At 69.8% G+C, this 18730-nt stretch carries 18 protein-coding genes; 1 reads left to right on the forward strand and 17 read right to left on the reverse strand.

The window, feature by feature from the left end:
• Window positions 1-47: 47 nt before the first annotated feature.
• From carB to pyrR, 6 genes are all read right to left on the reverse strand, one after another.
• A complete protein-coding gene (carB, locus tag ACFY0U_RS37020) occupies window positions 48-3356 on the reverse strand; it encodes a carbamoyl-phosphate synthase large subunit (RefSeq protein WP_388643434.1) in 3309 nt (1102 codons plus the stop codon).
• The gene (gene carA / locus ACFY0U_RS37025) at window positions 3349-4491 is read right to left on the reverse strand and encodes a glutamine-hydrolyzing carbamoyl-phosphate synthase small subunit (RefSeq protein WP_388643437.1); all 1143 of its coding nucleotides are present in this window, start codon (window positions 4489-4491) and stop codon (window positions 3349-3351) included. Before carA ends, carB begins: the two co-directional genes overlap by 8 nt.
• On the reverse strand, window positions 4488-5069 hold the full coding sequence (locus tag ACFY0U_RS37030) for a hypothetical protein (protein WP_388643440.1): 582 nt from the start codon (window positions 5067-5069) through the stop codon (window positions 4488-4490). Before ACFY0U_RS37030 ends, carA begins: the two co-directional genes overlap by 4 nt.
• Window positions 5066-6352: a dihydroorotase gene (locus tag ACFY0U_RS37035; protein WP_388643443.1), complete on the reverse strand. Its 1287-nt coding sequence runs from the start codon at window positions 6350-6352 to the stop codon at window positions 5066-5068. Before ACFY0U_RS37035 ends, ACFY0U_RS37030 begins: the two co-directional genes overlap by 4 nt.
• 5 nt (window positions 6353-6357) lie before the next feature.
• A complete protein-coding gene (locus tag ACFY0U_RS37040) occupies window positions 6358-7335 on the reverse strand; it encodes an aspartate carbamoyltransferase catalytic subunit (protein ID WP_388643446.1) in 978 nt (325 codons plus the stop codon).
• Window positions 7336-7421: 86 nt separating this feature from the next.
• Window positions 7422-8000: a bifunctional pyr operon transcriptional regulator/uracil phosphoribosyltransferase PyrR gene (gene pyrR / locus ACFY0U_RS37045; RefSeq protein WP_388643449.1), complete on the reverse strand. Its 579-nt coding sequence runs from the start codon at window positions 7998-8000 to the stop codon at window positions 7422-7424.
• A 254-nt stretch (window positions 8001-8254) separates the two neighbouring features.
• On the opposite strand from pyrR, the gene bldD reads away from it, so the two are divergent.
• A complete protein-coding gene (gene bldD, locus ACFY0U_RS37050; protein ID WP_003956405.1) occupies window positions 8255-8755 on the forward strand; it encodes a transcriptional regulator BldD in 501 nt (166 codons plus the stop codon).
• 178 nt (window positions 8756-8933) lie between these two features.
• Here the strand turns inward: bldD and nusB are convergent, their stop codons facing one another.
• The 11 genes from nusB to mltG all read right to left on the reverse strand — a co-directional run bounded on the left by nusB (window position 8934) and on the right by mltG (window position 18641).
• A complete protein-coding gene (gene nusB / locus ACFY0U_RS37055) occupies window positions 8934-9368 on the reverse strand; it encodes a transcription antitermination factor NusB (RefSeq protein ID WP_046260054.1) in 435 nt (144 codons plus the stop codon).
• A gap of 2 nt (window positions 9369-9370) precedes the next feature.
• The gene (gene efp, locus ACFY0U_RS37060) at window positions 9371-9937 is read right to left on the reverse strand and encodes an elongation factor P (RefSeq protein ID WP_046260055.1); all 567 of its coding nucleotides are present in this window, start codon (window positions 9935-9937) and stop codon (window positions 9371-9373) included.
• Between the two features lie 51 nt (window positions 9938-9988).
• Window positions 9989-11095, reverse strand: coding sequence for an aminopeptidase P family protein (locus tag ACFY0U_RS37065; RefSeq protein WP_388643452.1), 1107 nt, complete (start codon window positions 11093-11095; stop codon window positions 9989-9991).
• Window positions 11096-11231: 136 nt separating this feature from the next.
• Entirely contained in the window at window positions 11232-12074 is an 843-nt protein-coding gene (locus ACFY0U_RS37070; protein WP_388643454.1) for a Pro-rich N-terminal domain-containing protein, read from the reverse strand.
• Between the two features lie 164 nt (window positions 12075-12238).
• The gene (gene aroB, locus ACFY0U_RS37075; RefSeq protein ID WP_388643456.1) at window positions 12239-13330 is read right to left on the reverse strand and encodes a 3-dehydroquinate synthase; all 1092 of its coding nucleotides are present in this window, start codon (window positions 13328-13330) and stop codon (window positions 12239-12241) included.
• A complete protein-coding gene (locus ACFY0U_RS37080) occupies window positions 13327-13842 on the reverse strand; it encodes a shikimate kinase (protein WP_388643459.1) in 516 nt (171 codons plus the stop codon). The genes aroB and ACFY0U_RS37080 overlap by 4 nt, the downstream gene beginning before the upstream one ends.
• Window positions 13839-15023, reverse strand: coding sequence for a chorismate synthase (gene aroC, locus ACFY0U_RS37085; RefSeq protein ID WP_388643461.1), 1185 nt, complete (start codon window positions 15021-15023; stop codon window positions 13839-13841). The genes ACFY0U_RS37080 and aroC overlap by 4 nt, the downstream gene beginning before the upstream one ends.
• Window positions 15024-15194: 171 nt before the next feature.
• The gene (locus ACFY0U_RS37090) at window positions 15195-15533 is read right to left on the reverse strand and encodes a hypothetical protein (RefSeq protein ID WP_388643462.1); all 339 of its coding nucleotides are present in this window, start codon (window positions 15531-15533) and stop codon (window positions 15195-15197) included.
• 6 nt (window positions 15534-15539) lie between these two features.
• Entirely contained in the window at window positions 15540-15992 is a 453-nt protein-coding gene (locus ACFY0U_RS37095) for an acetyltransferase (RefSeq protein ID WP_388643464.1), read from the reverse strand.
• Window positions 15993-16111: 119 nt separating this feature from the next.
• The gene (locus tag ACFY0U_RS37100) at window positions 16112-16951 is read right to left on the reverse strand and encodes a shikimate dehydrogenase (RefSeq protein ID WP_388643466.1); all 840 of its coding nucleotides are present in this window, start codon (window positions 16949-16951) and stop codon (window positions 16112-16114) included.
• Window positions 16932-18641: an endolytic transglycosylase MltG gene (gene mltG / locus ACFY0U_RS37105; protein ID WP_388643470.1), complete on the reverse strand. Its 1710-nt coding sequence runs from the start codon at window positions 18639-18641 to the stop codon at window positions 16932-16934. The genes ACFY0U_RS37100 and mltG overlap by 20 nt, the downstream gene beginning before the upstream one ends.
• Between the last annotated feature and the right edge of the window lie 89 nt (window positions 18642-18730).

Consider the following 18730-nt stretch of genomic DNA (forward strand, 5'->3'; position numbering starts at 1 on the left):
ACCTCACGAAGAGGGGGACACCGTCTCCGGTGTCCCCCTCAGGGCTGCTAGTCGCGGGCGGCGGTCAGGTGTTCCGCGTGTTCCTGCAGTGAGCGGACGCCCACGTCACCGTGGTTGAGGGCGTCGATGCCCTGGACGGCGGCGGCGAGCGCCTGGACCGTCGTCAGGCACGGGACCGACCGTGCCACGGCCGCCGTACGGATCTCGTAGCCGTCGAGGCGGCCACCGGTGCCGTACGGGGTGTTGACGATGAGGTCGACCTCGCCGTCGTGGATGAGCTGGACGATGGTCTTCTCGCCGTTGGGGCCGGTGCCCTCGGACTGCTTGCGCACGATCGTGGCGTTGATGCCGTTGCGCTTGAGGACCTCGGCGGTGCCGGAGGTGGCGAGCAGCTCGAAGCCGTGGGCGACCAGCTCGCGCGCCGGGAAGATCATCGAGCGCTTGTCGCGGTTGGCGACCGAGATGAACGCGCGGCCCTTGGTGGGCAGCGGGCCGTAGGCGCCGGCCTGCGACTTGGCGTACGCCGTGCCGAAGACCGAGTCGATGCCCATGACCTCACCGGTGGAGCGCATCTCCGGGCCGAGGACGGTGTCGACGCCGCGGCCGTGGATGTCGCGGAAGCGCGACCACGGCATGACGGCCTCCTTGACGGAGATCGGCGCGTCGAAGGGGAGCTCGCCTCCGTCGCCGTTGGCCGGAAGCAGCCCCTCTGCCCGCAGTTCGGCGACGGTCGCGCCGAGCGAGATCCGGGCGGCGGCCTTGGCCAGCGGTACCGCGGTCGCCTTCGAGGTGAAGGGGACGGTGCGGGACGCGCGCGGGTTGGCCTCCAGGACGTAGAGGATGTCACCGGCCATCGCGAACTGGATGTTGATCAGGCCGCGCACGCCGACACCCTTGGCGATGGCCTCGGTCGAGGCCCGCAGGCGCTTGATGTCGAAGCCGCCGAGCGTGATCGGGGGCAGGGCGCACGCCGAGTCGCCGGAGTGGATGCCGGCCTCCTCGATGTGCTCCATGACGCCGCCGAGGTAGAGCTCCTCGCCGTCGTAGAGGGCGTCGACGTCGATCTCGATGGCGTCGTCGAGGAAGCGGTCGACGAGGACCGGCCGGGAGGGGCTGATCTCGGTCGACTCGGCGATGTAGGAGGCGAGGCGGGTCTCGTCGTAGACGATCTCCATGCCGCGTCCGCCGAGGACGTACGACGGCCGCACCAGGACCGGGTAGCCGATCTCGTCGGCGATGGCCTTGGCCTCGGCGAAGGTGGTCGCGGTGCCGTGCTTGGGGGCCGGGAGGCCGGCCTCGGCGAGCACGCGGCCGAAGGCGCCGCGGTCCTCGGCGGCGTGGATGGCCTCCGGCGAGGTGCCCACGATCGGCACGCCGTTGTCCTTGAGCGCCTGCGACAGGCCCAGCGGGGTCTGGCCGCCCAGTTGGACGACGACACCGGCGATGGGGCCCGCGAGGGACTCCGCGTGGACGATCTCCAGCACGTCTTCGAGCGTCAGCGGCTCGAAGTACAGGCGGTCGGAGGTGTCGTAGTCCGTGGAGACGGTCTCCGGGTTGCAGTTGACCATCACGGTCTCGTACCCGGCCTCGCTCAGCGCGAAGGAGGCGTGGACGCAGGAGTAGTCGAACTCGATGCCCTGGCCGATGCGGTTGGGGCCGGAGCCGAGGATGATGACGGCCGGCTTCTCGCGGGGAGCGACCTCCGTCTCCTCGTCGTAGGAGGAGTAGAAGTACGGCGTCTTCGCGGCGAACTCCGCGGCGCAGGTGTCGACCGTCTTGTAGACCGGGCGGATGCCGAGCGCGTGCCGCACCTCGCGGACGACGTCCTCGCGCAGGCCGCGGATCTCGCCGATCTGCTGGTCGGAGAAGCCGTGCCGCTTGGCCTCGGCCAGCAGCTCGGGGTCCAGCTTCGGCGCCGCGGCGAGCTCGTCGGCGATCTCCTTGATGAGGAAGAGCTGGTCGACGAACCAGGGGTCGATCTTCGTGTACTCGAAGATCTCCTCGGGCGTGGCGCCCGCGCGGATGGCCTGCATGACGGTGTTGATCCGGCCGTCGGTGGGCCGGACGGACTCCGCGAGCAGCGCGTCCTTGTCGCCGGGCTCGCCGACGAAGGTGAACTGGCTGCCCTTCTTCTCCAGCGAGCGCAGCGCCTTCTGGAAGGCCTCGGTGAAGTTGCGGCCGATGGCCATGGCCTCGCCGACCGACTTCATGGTGGTGGTCAGCGTGGAGTCGGCCTGGGGGAACTTCTCGAAGGCGAAGCGCGGGGCCTTGACGACCACGTAGTCGAGCGTGGGCTCGAAGGAGGCCGGGGTCTCCTGCGTGATGTCGTTGGGGATCTCGTCGAGGGTGTAGCCGACGGCGAGCTTGGCCGCGATCTTGGCGATCGGGAAGCCGGTCGCCTTGGAGGCGAGGGCCGAGGAGCGCGACACGCGCGGGTTCATCTCGATGACGATCACCCGGCCGTCGACCGGGTCGATCGCGAACTGGATGTTGCAGCCGCCGGTGTCGACGCCGACCTCGCGGATGATCGCGATACCGACGTCACGAAGGCGCTGGTACTCGCGGTCGGTCAGCGTCATCGCGGGTGCGACGGTGATCGAGTCGCCGGTGTGGACGCCCATGGGGTCGAAGTTCTCGATGGAGCAGACGACCACGACGTTGTCGTTCTTGTCGCGCATCAGCTCCAGCTCGTACTCCTTCCAGCCGAGGATGGACTCCTCCAGGAGCACCTCGGTGGTCGGGGAGAGCGTGAGGCCCTGGCCCGCGATGCGGCGCAGCTCCTCCTCGTCGTGGGCGAAGCCGGAACCGGCGCCGCCCATGGTGAAGGAGGGGCGGACGACGACGGGGTAGCCGCCGAGCGTCTCGACGCCCTTGAGGACGTCGTCCATGGAGTGGCAGATGACCGAGCGGGCGGACTCGCCGTGCCCGATCTTCGCGTTCACGGCTTCGACGACGCCCTTGAAGAGGTCGCGGTCCTCGCCCTTGTTGATGGCCTCGACGTTGGCGCCGATGAGCTCGACGCCGTACTTCTCCAGCGTGCCCGCCTCGTGCAGCGAGATCGCGGTGTTGAGGGCCGTCTGGCCGCCCAGGGTGGGCAGCAGGGCGTCGGGGCGCTCCTTGGCGATGATCTTCTCGACGAACTCCGGGGTGATCGGCTCGACGTAGGTGGCGTCGGCGATCTCCGGGTCGGTCATGATCGTCGCCGGGTTGGAGTTGACCAGGATGACCCTGAGGCCCTCGGCGCGCAGGATGCGGCACGCCTGGGTGCCGGAGTAGTCGAACTCGGCGGCCTGGCCGATGACGATCGGGCCGGAGCCGATGACCAGGACGGACTGGATATCGGTGCGCTTAGGCACGCTGGCCCTCCATCAGGGATACGAAGCGGTCGAACAGGTAGGCGGCGTCGTGCGGGCCCGCTGCCGCTTCGGGGTGGTACTGGACGCTGAAGGCCGGCTGGTCGAGCAGCTGGAGGCCCTCCACCACGTTGTCGTTGAGGCAGACGTGGGAGACCTCGGCGCGGCCGTAGGGGGTGTCGGACACCTTGTCGAGCGGGGCGTCGACGGCGAAGCCGTGGTTGTGCGCGGTGACCTCGACCTTGCCGGTGGTGCGGTCCTGCACCGGCTGGTTGATGCCGCGGTGGCCGTACTTCAGCTTGTAGGTGCCGAAGCCGAGCGAGCGGCCGAGGATCTGGTTGCCGAAGCAGATACCGAAGAGCGGGGTCCTGCGCTCCAGGACCGCCTGCATGACGGAGACCGGGTGGTCGGCGGTGGCGGGGTCGCCGGGGCCGTTGGAGAAGAACACGCCGTCCGGGTTCACGGCGTAGATGTCCTCGACGGTCGCCGTGGCGGGCAGCACATGCACCTCGATGCCGCGCTCGGCCATGCGGTGCGGGGTCATGCCCTTGATGCCGAGGTCGACGGCGGCGACGGTGAACTTCTTCTCGCCGATCGCGGGGACGACGTACGCCTCCTTGGTGGCGACCTCGGCGGAGAGGTTGGCGCCCTTCATCTCGGGGGCCTGGCGGACCTCGGCGAGCATGGTGCCGTCGTCGGGCAGCGCGTTGCCGGAGAAGATGCCGACGCGCATGGCGCCGCGCTCCCGCAGATGGCGCGTCAACGCGCGCGTGTCGATGCCGGAGATGCCGACGACGCCCTGCCGGGTGAGCTCCTCGTCCAGGGAGCGGCGCGAGCGCCAGTTGGAGGGCACGCGCGCGGGGTCGCGCACGACGTAGCCGGCGACCCAGATCCGCTGCGACTCGGCGTCCTCGTCGTTGACACCGGTGTTGCCGACGTGCGGGGCGGTCATCACGACGACCTGGCGGTGGTACGACGGGTCGGTCAGCGTCTCCTGGTAGCCGGTCATCCCGGTGGAGAACACGGCCTCGCCGAAGGTCTCCCCCACGGCCCCGTAGGCGCGGCCGCGGAAGATCCGGCCGTCCTCCAGGACGAGTACCGCGGGAACCTTCGAGGCTCCCCTTGTGGAGGTCGTCATCGTGCGCCTTCCGTTTCCGTCTTCTTGTTGATCATGGAGTTAATGACGTCGACCCACTCGTTGTGCTCGGCCGCGCGGTCCGAGCGGAAGCCGGAGTCCAGCAGCCGGTCGCCGTGCTCCCAGGTCACGACCAGCAGTCCGCCCTCGGTGAGGACCTTGCCGGCGATGCCCTTGTCGAGCCGGGCCTCGCGCAGTGCGGCGGCGGGGACGAAGAAGTCGGCCGCGCCGGGGCGTACGACGTCCAGTCCCGCGTCCGTCAGCGTGAGCTCGACCCGGCTGCGGGTGCCGAGGCCGTGCGCCACGATGCGGTCGAGCCACTGCCCGGCGGTGGTGGAGCCGTGGTAGCGGCCGCTCATCGTCAGTTTCGCCGCACCGGGCTCGGACGGCGCGGTGGGCAGCTCGGGCAGGTCGCCCTGGAGCGTGCCGCGCCATTTCCAGCCCTCGCGCATCAGCCAGTAGATGAGCGCGACGAACAGCGCGAGTCCGACGAGCCACCCGATACGGGCGGCCCAGTCGGTGACCTCGGCTGATTCCTTCTCCGCTGCGAGACCGGTGGCCAGGAGGATTGCAGATGTCACGTGAGCTTCCCGTCGACGAGCGTGGCCTTGCCCCGGAGCCACGTGTGCGTCACACGGCCCGGCAGCTCACGCCCCTCGTACGGGGTGTTCCGGCTGCGCGAGGCGAAGCCCGCGGGGTCCACGTCCCCACGGTATTCCGTGTCGACGAGCGTGAGGTTGGCGGGCTCACCTGCCGAGACGGGGCGACCGTGTCCGGTGGCCCGCCCGATCTGGGCGGGCTTGAAGGACATGCGGTCGGCGACCCCGGCCCAGGTGAGGAGCCCGGTGTCCACCATGGTCTCCTGCACCACTGACAACGCGGTCTCCAGGCCCACCATCCCCATGGCGGCCGCGGCCCACTCGCAGTCCTTGTCCTCGTGCGGGTGCGGGGCGTGGTCGGTGGCGACGATGTCGATCGTGCCGTCGGCCAGCGCCTCGCGCAGGGCGAACACGTCGCGCTCGGTGCGCAGCGGCGGGTTGACCTTGTAGACCGGGTTGTAGGTGCGCACCAGTTCGTCGGTGAGGAGCAGGTGGTGCGGGGTGACCTCGGCGGTGACGTCGATGCCGCGGGACTTGGCCCAGCGGACGATCTCGACGGAGCCGGCGGTCGACAGGTGGCAGATGTGGACGCGGGAGCCGACGTGCTCGGCGAGCAGGACATCCCGGGCGATGATCGATTCTTCGGCCACGGCGGGCCAGCCGCCGAGGCCGAGCTCGGCCGAGACGACGCCCTCGTTCATCTGGGCGCCCTCGGTCAGCCGCGGTTCCTGCGCGTGCTGGGCGACGACCCCGCCGAAGGCCTTCACGTACTCCAGCGCCCGGCGCATGATCACCGCGTCGTCGACGCACTTGCCGTCGTCGGAGAACACGGTCACACCGGCCGCCGACTCGTGCATGGCCCCCAGCTCGGCGAGCTTGCGGCCCTCCAGGCCCACGGTGACGGCGCCGATCGGCTGCACATCGCAGTACCCGTGCTCCTGGCCGAGCCGGTAGACCTGCTCGACGACCCCGGCGGTGTCGGCGACCGGGAAGGTGTTGGCCATGGCGAAGACGGCCGTGTAGCCGCCGGAGGCCGCCGCGCGCGTGCCGGTCAGGACCGTCTCGGAGTCCTCGCGACCGGGCTCGCGCAGATGGGTGTGCAGGTCGACCAGGCCCGGGAGGAGGACCTTGCCGCCGGCCTCGACGACCTCGGCGCCCTCGTCCGACAGACCGGCGCCCACCTCGGCGATGACGTCACCGTCGATCAGGACGTCCTGCGGCTCGCCGCCGAGCACCTTCGCACCACGGATCAGGATCTTGCTCATGTCTCTTACTTCTCCTCGATACGGGTGTGGCTGACGGCGGGCTCGTTGCCACCCAGCAGCAGGTACAGAACGGCCATCCGGATGGAGACTCCGTTTGCGACCTGCTCGACGACGGTGCAGCGGTCGGAGTCGGCGACCTCGGCGGTGATCTCCATGCCGCGGACCATCGGCCCGGGGTGCATCACGATGGCGTGCTCGGGCATCTTCGCCATGCGGTCGCCGTCGAGGCCGTAGCGCCGCGAGTACTCGCGCTCGGTCGGGAAGAACGCGGCGTTCATCCGCTCGCGCTGCACGCGCAGCATCATCACCGCGTCGGACTTGGCGAGCGTGCTGTCGAGGTCGTACGACACCTCGCACGGCCAGGACTCGACGCCGACCGGCACCAGGGTCGGCGGGGCGACGAGGGTGACCTCGGCGCCGAGGGTGTGCAGCAGGTCGACGTTGGAGCGGGCGACCCGGCTGTGCAGGACGTCGCCGACGAGCGTGATGCGCTTGCCGGAGAGGTCCTGGCCGAGGCCGGCGTCCCTGCCGATGAGGCGGCGGCGCATGGTGAAGGCGTCCAACAGGGCCTGGGTGGGGTGCTGATGGGTGCCGTCACCGGCGTTGATCACGGCGGCGTCGATCCAGCCGGAGGTGGCGAGCCGGTACGGGGCTCCGGAGGCGCCGTGCCGGATGACGACGGCGTCGACGCCCATGGCCTCCAGGGTCTGGGCGGTGTCCTTGAGGGACTCGCCCTTGGACACGCTCGACCCCTTGGCCGTGAAGTTGATGACGTCCGCGGACAGGCGCTTCTCCGCTGCCTCGAAGGAGATACGCGTGCGCGTGGAGTCCTCGAAGAAGAGGTTGACGATCGTGCGGCCGCGCAGGGTCGGCAGTTTCTTGATCGGCCGGTCGGCGACCCGGGCCATCTCCTCGGCGGTGTCGAGGATCAGGACGGCGTCGTCGCGGGTGAGGTCGGCGGCCGAGATGAGATGACGCTGCATCTGTCAGGCTCCGTAAGGCAGTTCACGAAAGAGGGAGATTCCGGGCAGGCGAGGGCACACCGAAGCAGACGTACCCCGTCGGCCTGCTACTGGGTCTGCTTGGCACCGAGCAGCACGGTGTCGCGACCGTCCTCCTCGGCGAGCAGGACCTTGACCGTCTCCCGCAACGACGTGGGGAGGTTCTTACCGACGTAGTCGGCGCGGATGGGCAGTTCGCGGTGGCCGCGGTCGACGAGGACCGCGAGCTGCACCGCGCGCGGACGCCCGATGTCGTTCAGGGCGTCGAGGGCGGCGCGGATGGTGCGGCCGGAGAAGAGCACGTCGTCGACGAGGACGACGAGGCGGCCGTCGATGCCGTCACCGGGGATCTCGGTGCGGGCCAGCGCGCGCGGCGGGTGCATGCGCAGGTCGTCCCGGTACATGGTGATGTCGAGCGAACCGACCGGAATCTTGCGCTCGGTGATCTCCTCGAGCTTGGCGGCGAGCCGCTGGGCGAGGAAGACGCCGCGGGTCGGAATGCCGAGGAGCACCACGTCGTCGGCGCCCTTGGCGCGTTCGACGATCTCGTGGGCGATGCGGGTCAACACGCGTGCGATGTCGGGGCCTTCGAGAACGGGCCGGGCATCGGACGACGTGTCCTGCTGGGTGTCCTGCTGCTTGTCCATATGGAAACGGACCTCCTTCTCCGCCTCACGGGACGGACCTTAAAGGACGTCGGAATTGCGCCATCCACGGTAGCAGGCCGGGACGACCACCCCGTTCACCCCCTTGGCCCAATCAGCCACCACGCTCACGGAAGAGTCGGTGTGGACCATTCGGCTTGACGCACAAGAGTCACGCTGCGTAACCTCACAGTGAGTTACCAGACGCGCGGCAGGAAACAACCCCAGTCGCGTTGATCCAGTGTCCGGGGAGCTATATGTCCAGCGAATACGCCAAACAGCTCGGGGCCAAGCTCCGGGCCATCCGCACCCAGCAGGGCCTTTCCCTCCACGGTGTCGAGGAGAAGTCCCAGGGACGCTGGAAGGCGGTCGTGGTCGGTTCGTACGAGCGTGGCGACCGTGCCGTGACCGTGCAGCGTCTCGCCGAGTTGGCGGATTTCTACGGCGTACCCGTCCAGGAGCTGCTGCCGGGCACCACGCCGGGCGGAGCCGCGGAGCCGCCGCCGAAGCTGGTCCTGGACCTGGAGCGGCTGGCCCACGTGCCGGCCGAGAAGGCGGGCCCCCTCCAGCGCTACGCCGCGACGATCCAGTCGCAGCGCGGTGACTACAACGGCAAGGTGCTCTCGATCCGCCAGGACGACCTGCGCACACTCGCCGTCATCTACGACCAGTCGCCCTCGGTCCTCACCGAGCAGCTGATCAGCTGGGGCGTCCTGGACGCCGACGCGCGTCGCGCGGTCTCCCACGAGGAGAGCTGAGCCGCTTCCAGCCTCAGCAGAAACGTGCCGCCGGGGTGGCCGGACTTCATGGTTCCGGCCACCCCGGCGGCTTTCTGCGGCCCTCGGGGGCCTCGCGGGCACCGGGATGCCAGAGGGCCCGCAGCGCTCACGCTGCGGGCCCTCTGGCATGTCGTACCTCTGGCGGCCTGGCGGCCTCTTACGCCTCGTCGCGACGCAGAGACGGCTTCAGGTCCTTGAAACGGCCCAGCAGGCCGTTCACGAACGCCGGCGACTCGTCCGTGGAGAACTCCTTCGCCAGCTGCACCATCTCGTCCAGCACGACGGCGTCCGGGGTCGCGTCGACCCAGATCAGCTCGTGCGCGCCGAGACGCAGGATGTTGCGGTCCACGACCGGCATGCGGTCGAGTGTCCAGCCGACCGAGTACTGCGCGATCAGCTCGTCGATGCGCTTCGCGTGCTCCGCGTAGCCCTCGACCAGCTGCATCGTGTACTCGCTGACCGGCGGCTGCCGGGTGTCGTCCCGGGACAGCCGGATCCAGTCCGCGAGGACCGTCAGGACATCGACGCCGCGCTGGTCGCCCTCGAAGAGGATCTGGAAGGCGCGCTTGCGGGCCGTGTTGCGGGCAGCCACGGTTAGCTGTTCACCCGGCCGAGGTAGTCGCTCGTGCGGGTGTCGACCTTGATCTTCTCACCGGTGGTGATGAAGAGCGGCACGTTGATCTGGTGACCGGTCTCCAGGGTGGCGGGCTTGGTGCCACCGGTGGAGCGGTCGCCCTGAAGGCCCGGCTCGGTCTCCTGGACGACGAGCTCGACGGCGGCCGGCAGCTCGACGAAGAGCACCTCGCCCTCGTGCTGCGCGACGGTGGCCGTGAAGCCCTCGATGAGGAAGTTCGCGGCGTCGGCGACCGTCTTGCGGTCGATCATCAGCTGGTCGTAGGTCTCCATGTCCATGAAGACGAAGTACTCGCCGTCCATGTACGAGAACTGCATGTCGCGCTTGTCGACAGTGGCCGTCTCGACCTTGACGCCGGCGTTGAACGTCTTGTCGACGACCTTGCCGGACAGCACGTTCTTGAGCTTGGTGCGCACGAAGGCCGGGCCCTTGCCGGGCTTGACGTGCTGGAACTCGACGACGGACCAGAGCTGGCCGCCTTCGAGCTTGAGCACAAGGCCGTTCTTGAGGTCGTTCGTGGAAGCCACGGTTGCGGAATCTCCTGGACTGACGTGGACGACCCCGGCGCACGCACCTGGCTAAAGGGCGAGCAGCTCCTTGGTCGTGATGGTGAGTAGCTCGGGTCCGCCGTCCGCCTCGGGGCGTACGACGAGCGTGTCATCGATCCGGACACCGCCCCGGCCCGGGAGGTGGACCCCCGGTTCGACGGTGACCGGCACGCAAGCGTCCAGTTTACCCATGGCCGCGGGGGCCAGCTGCGGGTCCTCGTCGATTTCGAGCCCTACGCCGTGTCCGGTGAGCACCGGAAGGCCCTCCGCGTACCCCGCGGAGTCCAGTGCCTGCCGGGCCGCGCGGTCCACATCGCGGTAGGCCGCACCGGGTGCGAGAGCCTCCCTTCCGGCCCGCTGGGCAGCGAAGACGAGGTCGTACAGCTCGATCTGCCAGTCCGCAGGCGACGTACCGATCACGAAGGTACGACCGATCTCACAACGGTAGCCGCGGTACGTCGCCCCGAGGCACACGGAGAGAAAGTCACCTTCTTCGACGCGGCGGTCGGTGGGGCGGTGGGCCCGTCGGCCCGAGTTCGGCCCGGTGGCGACCGAGGTGGGGAACGCGGGGCCGTCGGCGCCGTGGTCCACGAGGCGCCGCTCCAGTTCGAGAGCCAGGTGCCGTTCGGTGCGGCCGACGAGGATGGACTCCAGGAGCTCCCCGAGGGCCTGGTCGGCGATCTCCGCGCCGATGCGGAGGCAGGAGATCTCCTCCTCGTCCTTGACGATCCGGAGCTGCTCGACGGCTCCGCCGAGGTCGGTGAGGCGCAGGCGCGGGACGACCGAGCGGATGGCTCTGTGCCGGGCGACGGTGAGGTGGTGTTCCTCCACCGCCAGGGAGTCGCCGCCCTGTGCGGCGGCGAGGTCACCGGCCGCGACGGCGGGATCGCCGCCGGCGCCGGGGAGGGTGTGCAGTCTCAGGGCCTCGTCCGGGCGGCCGTCGGAAGGACGGTCGTCCGGTGGGCCGGAGCACACCAGCAGGTCCTCGGTCTTGCCGAGGAGCAGGACGGCGCCGAGCGGGGCTGCGCCCGCGAGGTAGCGCACGTTGGCGGGGCGGGAGATGAGGGCCGACGTGCTGCCGACCGCGTTGCAGCGTTCCCTCAGCCTTGTGCGGCGGGCCGCGTAGACCTCTGACATGACACGAGCGTAGGAGCGGTGTCCGAGTTGTGCTGGTTGGGAGGGTGCCGTTCGGGGGATGGGGTGCCTCTGCAGGCTGTGTGCCGACTGACGGCCGGTGGGGGCTGGTCGCGCAGTTCCCCGCGCCCCTTAGGTGTCACCAGCTAGGCGGGCTTGCAATGGACCGGGCGAGTACGTCGTCCAGTACCCGTGCCGTCTGGGGGACGTCCAGCTGCGAATTGTCGATGATCGGCAAACCCGAGCCGTACCAGCCCGCCATGCGGCCGTGGATGCGGGCGACCTCCTCGTCCGTGAGGCGGCGGTTGCCGGAGCGTTCCGCGTTGCGTTCCAGGACGATCTCCAGGCCGGGGAGGAGGACCACCGGGAGCAGGCCCGGGCCCACGTGCCGCTTCCAGCCGCCGAGGCCGACCACCGGGCGGTCGGGGAAGACGGCGTCGTCGAGGATGCAGGAGATGCCGTTGGCGAGGAAGTTGCGGGCGGCGAAGCCGCAGGTGCGGCGGGCGAGGCGGTACTGGGCCTCGGAGTGGTCGTTCCAGCCGGACTGAGGGTCGGCGAAGCCCGAGCGGACCCATTCGCGGACGTCGTCGAGGCTGATGTGGGCGGTGGGGACCCGGCGGTGGTCCGCCCAGTACTTGGCGACGCTCGTCTTGCCGGCGCCCGCCGGGCCGATCAGCAGGACCGCGAGGGTCGTGCCGGCGGGGTCGGGCGCGGCCGGGGCGGGCGGGGTCGCGGGGACTGCGACGGGGCCGCCGGGGGGCAGCGGTACATGGCCGGTGGTGTCCGGGGCCGGAGGGGCCGGCGGATGGGGAGGCTGGGGGGCGAAGCCCGGTGCCGGGGGCGGTGGGGGCACCGGGGCGGAACCCTGGTGCGCACCCGGAGGGTGGGAACCCGGGTGGTGTGCGGCCGGCGACCAGCCGACGGCCGGTCCGTGCCCCGGCTGGTGGGGCGGCGGCAGCGGAGAACCCACTGCGTGCTGCATCCGGTGCCACTCCGTCTCGTACAGGCAATTGGCGCTGGCAGCAGGGTACGAACCCCGCTCCTTACCGAACGGTACCGTCCCCGGCCGCCGTTTGGTGAACGGCCGGGGACGGCCCTAAGTGCCCGTGCCCGTAAGGCAAATCGGACGGACGGCTCCTCTGCGGACTACTCGCCCACCTCGCCGTACGCGGCGAGCAGCACGGCCGGGTCGGGGCCCTCCAGGACGGTGGGCTTGCCCAGTCCGTCCAGGACGATGAAGCGCAGCAGGTCGCCGCGGGACTTCTTGTCGACCTTCATGGTCTCCAGCAGCTTGGGCCACTGGTCGTAGCGGTAGTGCAGCGGCAGGCCGACCGACTCCAGGACCGTGCGGTGCCGGTCCGCCGTGGCGTCGTCCAACCGGCCCGCGACACGGCCGAGTTCGGCGGCGAAGTGCATGCCTACGGCGACGGCGGCGCCGTGCCGCCACTTGTACCGCTCGTTCTTCTCGATGGCGTGGGCCAGCGTGTGACCGTAGTTGAGGATCTCCCGCAGACCCGACTCCTTGAGGTCCGCGGAGACGACCTCGGCCTTGACCCGGATGGCACGCTCGATCAGCTCGGACGTGTGCGGGCCCGCCGGGGTGCGCGCGGCCTGCGGGTCCGACTCGATGAGGTCCAGGATCACCGGGTCGGCGATGAAACCGGCCTTGATGATCTCGGCGAGGCCGGAGACGTAGTCGTTGACCGGCAGGGAGTCCAGCGCGGCCAGGTCGCACAGCACACCGGCCGGCGGGTGGAAGGCGCCGACGAGGTTCTTGCCCTCGGCGGTGTTGATGCCGGTCTTGCCGCCGACGGCCGCGTCCACCATGGCCAGGACGGTGGTGGGGATCGCGATCCAGCGGACACCGCGCAGCCAGGTCGCGGCCACGAAACCGGCGAGGTCGGTGGTCGCGCCGCCGCCCACACCGACGACGACATCGGAGCGGGTGAAGTTGGACTGGCCGAGCGCCTTCCAGCAGTAGGCGGCGACCTCGGCGGTCTTGGCCTCCTCCGCGTTGGGCACCTGGATGGCGACCGCCTCGAAGCCCTGCTCGGCGAGGTCGGCCCGCAGCGCCTCACCGGTCTCGGCGAGCGCCTCGGGGTGGATCACCGCGACCCGCTTGGCCTTGGGACCGACCAACGCACCGAGCTCGCCCAGGAGTTGACGGCCCACCAGGACCTCGTACGGCTCGCTGCCCGCGGTGCCGCCGACCTGGATCCGCGTCACTGCCTCGCTCATGCTTCCTTCAACTCCAGTGCGTCCAGGGCGGCTTGGGTGACTTCTTCGGGCGTACGGCCATCGGTGGCGACGACCGCCGTGGCGATGCCCTCGTAGAGGTGCCGCCGCGCCTCCATCAGCTCGCGCCACTGCTTGCGCGGGTTGACCGCGAGCAGCGGACGGGCGGTGTTGAGGCCGGTGCGCTTGACCGCTTCCTCGACGTCCATCGAGAGGTAGACGACGCGCTGGCCCGCGAGCAGCGCGCGGGTGTCCTCGTCGAGGATCGAGCCGCCGCCGAGGGCGAGGACCCCGTCGTGCTCGGCGAGCGCCTTGTGCACGGCGGCCTTCTCGATCGCCCGGAAGACCGGCTCGCCCTCGTCGACGAAGATCTCGGCGATGGTCCGGCCCTGCTCGGCGACGATGTCGTCGTCGGTGTCCCGGTAGCCGACGCCCAGCCGCCCGGCCAGCAGCTGCCCGACGGTGGACTTGCCCACGCCCATCGGGCCGACCAGCACCACCTGGGGACCGGTCATCGGATGGCCAGGTGCTCGAGGTACGACTGGACGTTGCGGCGGGTCTCGGGGACCGAGTCGCCGCCGAACTTCTCCGCGACGGCGTCCGCGAGGACCAGGGCGACCATGGCCTCGGCGACGATGCCGGCGGCGGGGACCGCGGAGACGTCGGAGCGCTGGTGGTGGGCCTGGGCGGCCTCGCCGGTGGTGACGTCCACGGTCTGCAGGGCGCGCGGGACGGTCGCGATCGGCTTCATCGCGGCGCGTACCCGCAGCAGCTCGCCCGTGGTCAGGCCGCCCTCGGTGCCGCCGGAGCGGCCGGAGACGCGGCGGATGCCCTCGGGGGTGTTGACGATCTCGTCGTGCGCCTTGGAGCCGGGCACCCGCGCCAGCTCGAAGCCGTCGCCGAGCTCGACGCCCTTGATGGCCTGGATGCCCATGAGCGCACCGGCCAGGCGGGCGTCCAGCTTGCGGTCCCAGTGCACATGCGAGCCGAGGCCCACGGGGACGCCGTAGGCCAGGATCTCGACCACGCCACCGAGGGTGTCGCCGTCCTTGTGGGCCTGGTCGACCTCGGCCACCATCGCCTTCGACGCGTCCGCGTCCAGGCAGCGCAGCGGGTCGGCGTCCAGCTTCTCGACGTCGGCCGGGGTCGGGTACACACCCTGCGGGGCCTTCACGGAGCACAGCTCGACGACATGGCTGACGATCTCGATGCCGGCCGTCTCCTTGAGGTACGACCGGGCCACCGCACCCAGCGCCACCCGCGCCGCCGTCTCGCGGGCCGAGGCACGCTCCAGGATCGGGCGGGCCTCGTCGAAGCCGTACTTCTGCATGCCGGCGAGGTCGGCGTGACCGGGGCGCGGGCGGGTCAGCGGAGCGTTGCGCGCGAGCCCGGCGAGGATCTCCTCGTCGACCGGGTCGGCGGACATGACCTGCTCCCACTTGGGCCACTCGGTGTTGCCCACCATGATCGCGACCGGGGAACCGAGGCTGAGGCCGTGCCGGACGCCGCCGAGGAAGGTGACCTGGTCCTGCTCGAACTTCATCCGGGCACCGCGTCCATAACCGAGGCGGCGCCGGGCGAGGTGGTCCGCCACCATCTCCGTGGTGATCGGCACGCCGGCGGGAAGGCCCTCCAGCGTCGCGACGAGTGCGGGGCCGTGGGACTCCCCCGCGGTCAGCCAGCGCAACCTGCTCAACGGTGCTCCTCAGTGCTCGCGCCCTCGTACTGCCCTGCGTACGCGCGTCCTCGCGTACGGCAATGGCGCGACCGGGTGCGCGGCCCCGGCCCGCCACCTTCGATCCTCCCATGTCCGGCCCGCTCCTCCCGCCGCTGGTCCATCAGGCGGACGGATGCGCACCGGAACGGCTCAGACGGAACCGTTCCCCTGCCGGTTCTGCGGCGCGTAGGCCCCCAGGAAGTCGGCACCGCTCTGCTGGGCGGACGTCGGCTGCGGCGGGGCCGGCTGCTGCTGGGGCGCGTACGCACCGAGGTAGTCGGCGCCGCTGCGCTGCCCGTACTGCGCCGCCGCGTGGACCGGCTGACCACTGCGCAGCGCACGCCGGTAGTCGATCTTGCGCTTGAGCTTGATGCCCCAGGACACGAGCACCGCGAGCACGACCAGGGCGAGCACCGTGATCTGCACCCAGTCGGGCATGAACTTCAGTACGGCCTCGAATATCTCGCTCTTGCCGGATGCCATCTGCATGCCCGGTCAGCCGCAGTGGCCGAAGGCACTGGTGTAACTGTCCCAGAAAATGCCGTTGTCGACGTACTCGATACCGCCCGTGTACTTCACGCACTTGTTGGCCGCAGACGCGTAAACAGGACCCGCGTAGTAGCTGTAGGTGCCCTTGTCCCGCTTCCAGGTTCCGCCTTGCACGAGAATTCCGGCCTCGGTGAGGTTGGCCTCACCGACGTACCCATTGATATGCATGGTCACCACGCAGTTGTTGCCGGAAGAGGCGTTGTACAGGAGCGACACTCGCGCGGCGGGCTTGTTCGTGGTGGTGTCGAAGCCGACCGTGTGGGACTCCAGCACGTAGTAGCCCGAACCGCACGCCGCTTCAGGAGTCGACGCGGCCGCGGCCGCCGGGGTGGCACCGATCACCCCGACAACGCCTGCCATTCCGAGCGCGGCCGCGACAGAAAGAATGCGCCTCTTCATCACAATTCCCCTCCGACAGTGATCGAGAAATGGATCATAACAGCTTTGCGTGTCATGGCCCGATCAAACGGAATAGGGGATTCCGAGCTCGTGGTCACAGCATTTCGCGAAGCGTGCACTCAGCCGCGCGCCAGACTCCGTTCACCCGCTGCCCGCATCGCCGCCAGCGGCGCGGGAGAACACCCCGTCATCTGCTCGACCTGGAGCACGGCCTGGTGCACGAGCAGGTCGAGGCCGCTGATGACGGCCCCGCCGTACGCCGACCAACGAGCGGCGAGCGTGGTGGGCCAGGGATCGTAAAGGACGTCGAAGAGCGCTGCGGGGCGTTCGGGGATGCGCGGAGCCAGCTCGTCGGTGGGCCCGGCGGGGGTGGTCGCGATGACCAGCGGGGCGCTCAGCGCCTGCTCGGCGTCCGACCAGTCGGCGATACGCACCGCCACATCCAGCCGCTCGGCCCACTGCCGGATCTCGGCGGCGCGGGCTCCGCTGCGCACATACACGGTGACCTCGCCGGTGCAGATGCGGGCCAGGGCGGCCAGGGCGGAGGAAGCGGTGGCTCCGGCGCCCAGGATCGCGGCGGTGTCGACCTTGTCGATGCCGTGCTCGCGCAGGGCGGCGACCATGCCGGGGATGTCGGTGTTGTCGCCGACGCGGCGGCCGCCCTCGGCGAACACGACCGTGTTGACAGCCTCGACCGAGGCCGCCGTCTCGCTGATCTCGTCGAGCAGCGGGATGACGGCCCGCTTGAGGGGCATCGTCAACGACAGCCCGGCCCACTCCGGCCCGAGCTCCGCGAAGAACCCGGGCAGCGCGGCCTCATCGACCTCGAACCGGTCGTACGACCAGCCCGTGAGCCCCAGCTTCTCGTACGCGGCACGGTGCAGCACCGGCGAGAGAGAATGAGCGATGGGCGAACCGAGCACGGCGGCCCGGCGGGCGTCAGTTGCCCCTGCTTGCATCGAACTTGTCCTTGAGTCTCTGGAATTCTTCGTGCGTCCTGGCGAATTCGGTCTTGCTCACGCCGTCGGTCGCCACGAAGTAGTACCAACCGTCGTCGGTCGGATTCAGCGTCGACTTGATCGCGTTGTCACCCGGGTTCCCGATCGGGCCGGGCGGCAGACCCTTGTTGGTGTACGTGTTGTACGGGTCCTTGTCCTTGTTGATCTCCGACTCGCTGATGTCGATGTTGCTCTCGTTCTTCGCGTAGTTGAAGGTCGAGTCGAACTGGAGGAAGCCGTAGGTCTGCGGGTTCGAGTAGTCGAGGCGGTTGTAGACCACTTCCGCCATCCTGCGGTAGTCGCTCGTGGTCTTGCCCTCGGCCTGGACAAGGCTCGCGATCGTGATGATCTCCATGGGGCTGTCCAGCTTCAGCGCCTTGGCCTTGGCTTCCAGGTTGAGCGCGGCGTACTTCTTCGTGGCCGCGGACACCATCTCCTTCAGAACCGTCTCGGGCTTCATGCCGTCGGCGGCGGGATAGGTGCCCGGGTGCAGGAAGCCCTCCAGCGGATCCTTCATCTCGCTGTTGTCTTCCGCCCAGTCCGGAAGTCCGAGGCTCTTGTACTTGGCCTCTGCGGCCTTTCTGGTGGCACCCGATTTGAGACCGAGTTTGTCGTCGATCATCTTGTAGACGGCGATATTGCGCTGCCCCGGCGTGACCATGACGGCGTTCTGGCTCTTCGGGTCGAGCATCAGCTCCACCGCGCTCTTGGCCGACATCTCCTTGTTCATCACATAGGCACCGGCCTGGATACGGCCCGAATCGTCGTTCTGCGTGAACGCGGACACGAAGGCGTCGACGCTCTTGACGACGCCTGCCTCCTTGAGCAGGCGCCCCATGTCCGCGCCGTTGGCGCCCTTCGGGACCACGACCGACACCGTCGCACTCGTACCGTCGCCCGCGTAGTCCGGAGCCGAAGAGAAACGATCCTGGTAGAACTGATAGCCGAAGTAGCCCACGCCACCGACCCCGCCGCCGAACACCAGCAGGACCACCAGGCAGGCACAGCCACTGCGCCGCTTCTTCGGTTTCTTGCCGCCGCGCCCCCTGCGGTCGCCGCGTCCGCCCTGGTCATCGGTGTCGTCGGTGTCGTCCTCGTCGTCACCGCCGCCCGCGAAGAAGGCGTGTTCGCCCTGGTCGGGGCCGGGATCCCAGTCCGCCCGCTGCGGTTCGGGCTCGGTGCGCCGGCGGCTCGGGGGCTCCGGCGGCGGGTAGGCGTCGGGGGTGCCGTAGTAGTCCGGCTGCTCCCCGGTGCCGTACGCGGCGGCCTGCTGGCCGTAGGGGTCCGACGGGTCCGTGTACTGGACGTGCGTGTGCGTCCCGGTGCCCCAGCCGTTGTTGTCGTACTGCTGGTTCTGCTGTTGCTGGGCCGCGTACTGCTGCTGGTCGTAGCTCTGCTGCGGGTCGTACTGCTGCTGGCCGTACTGCTGCTGGTACTGCTGCTGCGCCTGACCGTAGTCGGCCTGCTGGCCGGTGCCCCAGTCGCCGTACTCGGGCTGCTGCGGCTGCTGCGGATAGTGCTGCGGCTGGCCGCCGTAGGCAGCTTGCTGGGCGTCGTGGCCCTGCTGCCCTTCCCATCCGCCGTCCCCGTAGTACGGGTCCTGCGGATGCCACGGTTCGGAGCCTTCCTGGCCCCGGCCATACTCAGTCATCGATCCCCTAGAGCCGCGAGGCGGCGGTCGCGCGGCTTGTGGCCCGGCATCAGTTCCGCCTCTCTCTGTGCGGCATCTGTTCGAACAGC

This window comes from Streptomyces sp. NPDC001536 (assembly GCF_042894505.1).
Lineage (GTDB): Bacteria > Actinomycetota > Actinomycetes > Streptomycetales > Streptomycetaceae > Streptomyces.

Bases quoted from the DNA above. Each gene is read 5' to 3' on its own strand.
- ACFY0U_RS37040 (WP_388643446.1), bottom strand. From the start codon at position 7,335: ATGCAGCGTCATCTCATCTCGGCCGCCGACCTCACCCGCGACGACGCC.
- ACFY0U_RS37065 (WP_388643452.1), bottom strand. From the start codon at position 11,095: ATGTCAGAGGTCTACGCGGCCCGCCGCACAAGGCTGAGGGAACGCTGC.
- carA (WP_388643437.1), bottom strand. From the start codon at position 4,491: ATGACGACCTCCACAAGGGGAGCCTCGAAGGTTCCCGCGGTACTCGTC.
- bldD (WP_003956405.1), top strand. From the start codon at position 8,255: ATGTCCAGCGAATACGCCAAACAGCTCGGGGCCAAGCTCCGGGCCATC.
- ACFY0U_RS37070 (WP_388643454.1), bottom strand. From the start codon at position 12,074: ATGCAGCACGCAGTGGGTTCTCCGCTGCCGCCGCCCCACCAGCCGGGG.
- ACFY0U_RS37090 (WP_388643462.1), bottom strand. From the start codon at position 15,533: ATGCAGATGGCATCCGGCAAGAGCGAGATATTCGAGGCCGTACTGAAG.
- aroB (WP_388643456.1), bottom strand. From the start codon at position 13,330: ATGAGCGAGGCAGTGACGCGGATCCAGGTCGGCGGCACCGCGGGCAGC.
- ACFY0U_RS37095 (WP_388643464.1), bottom strand. From the start codon at position 15,992: ATGAAGAGGCGCATTCTTTCTGTCGCGGCCGCGCTCGGAATGGCAGGC.
- mltG (WP_388643470.1), bottom strand. From the start codon at position 18,641: ATGACTGAGTATGGCCGGGGCCAGGAAGGCTCCGAACCGTGGCATCCG.
- ACFY0U_RS37035 (WP_388643443.1), bottom strand. From the start codon at position 6,352: ATGAGCAAGATCCTGATCCGTGGTGCGAAGGTGCTCGGCGGCGAGCCG.
- pyrR (WP_388643449.1), bottom strand. From the start codon at position 8,000: ATGGACAAGCAGCAGGACACCCAGCAGGACACGTCGTCCGATGCCCGG.
- ACFY0U_RS37100 (WP_388643466.1), bottom strand. From the start codon at position 16,951: ATGCAAGCAGGGGCAACTGACGCCCGCCGGGCCGCCGTGCTCGGTTCG.
- ACFY0U_RS37080 (WP_388643459.1), bottom strand. From the start codon at position 13,842: ATGACCGGTCCCCAGGTGGTGCTGGTCGGCCCGATGGGCGTGGGCAAG.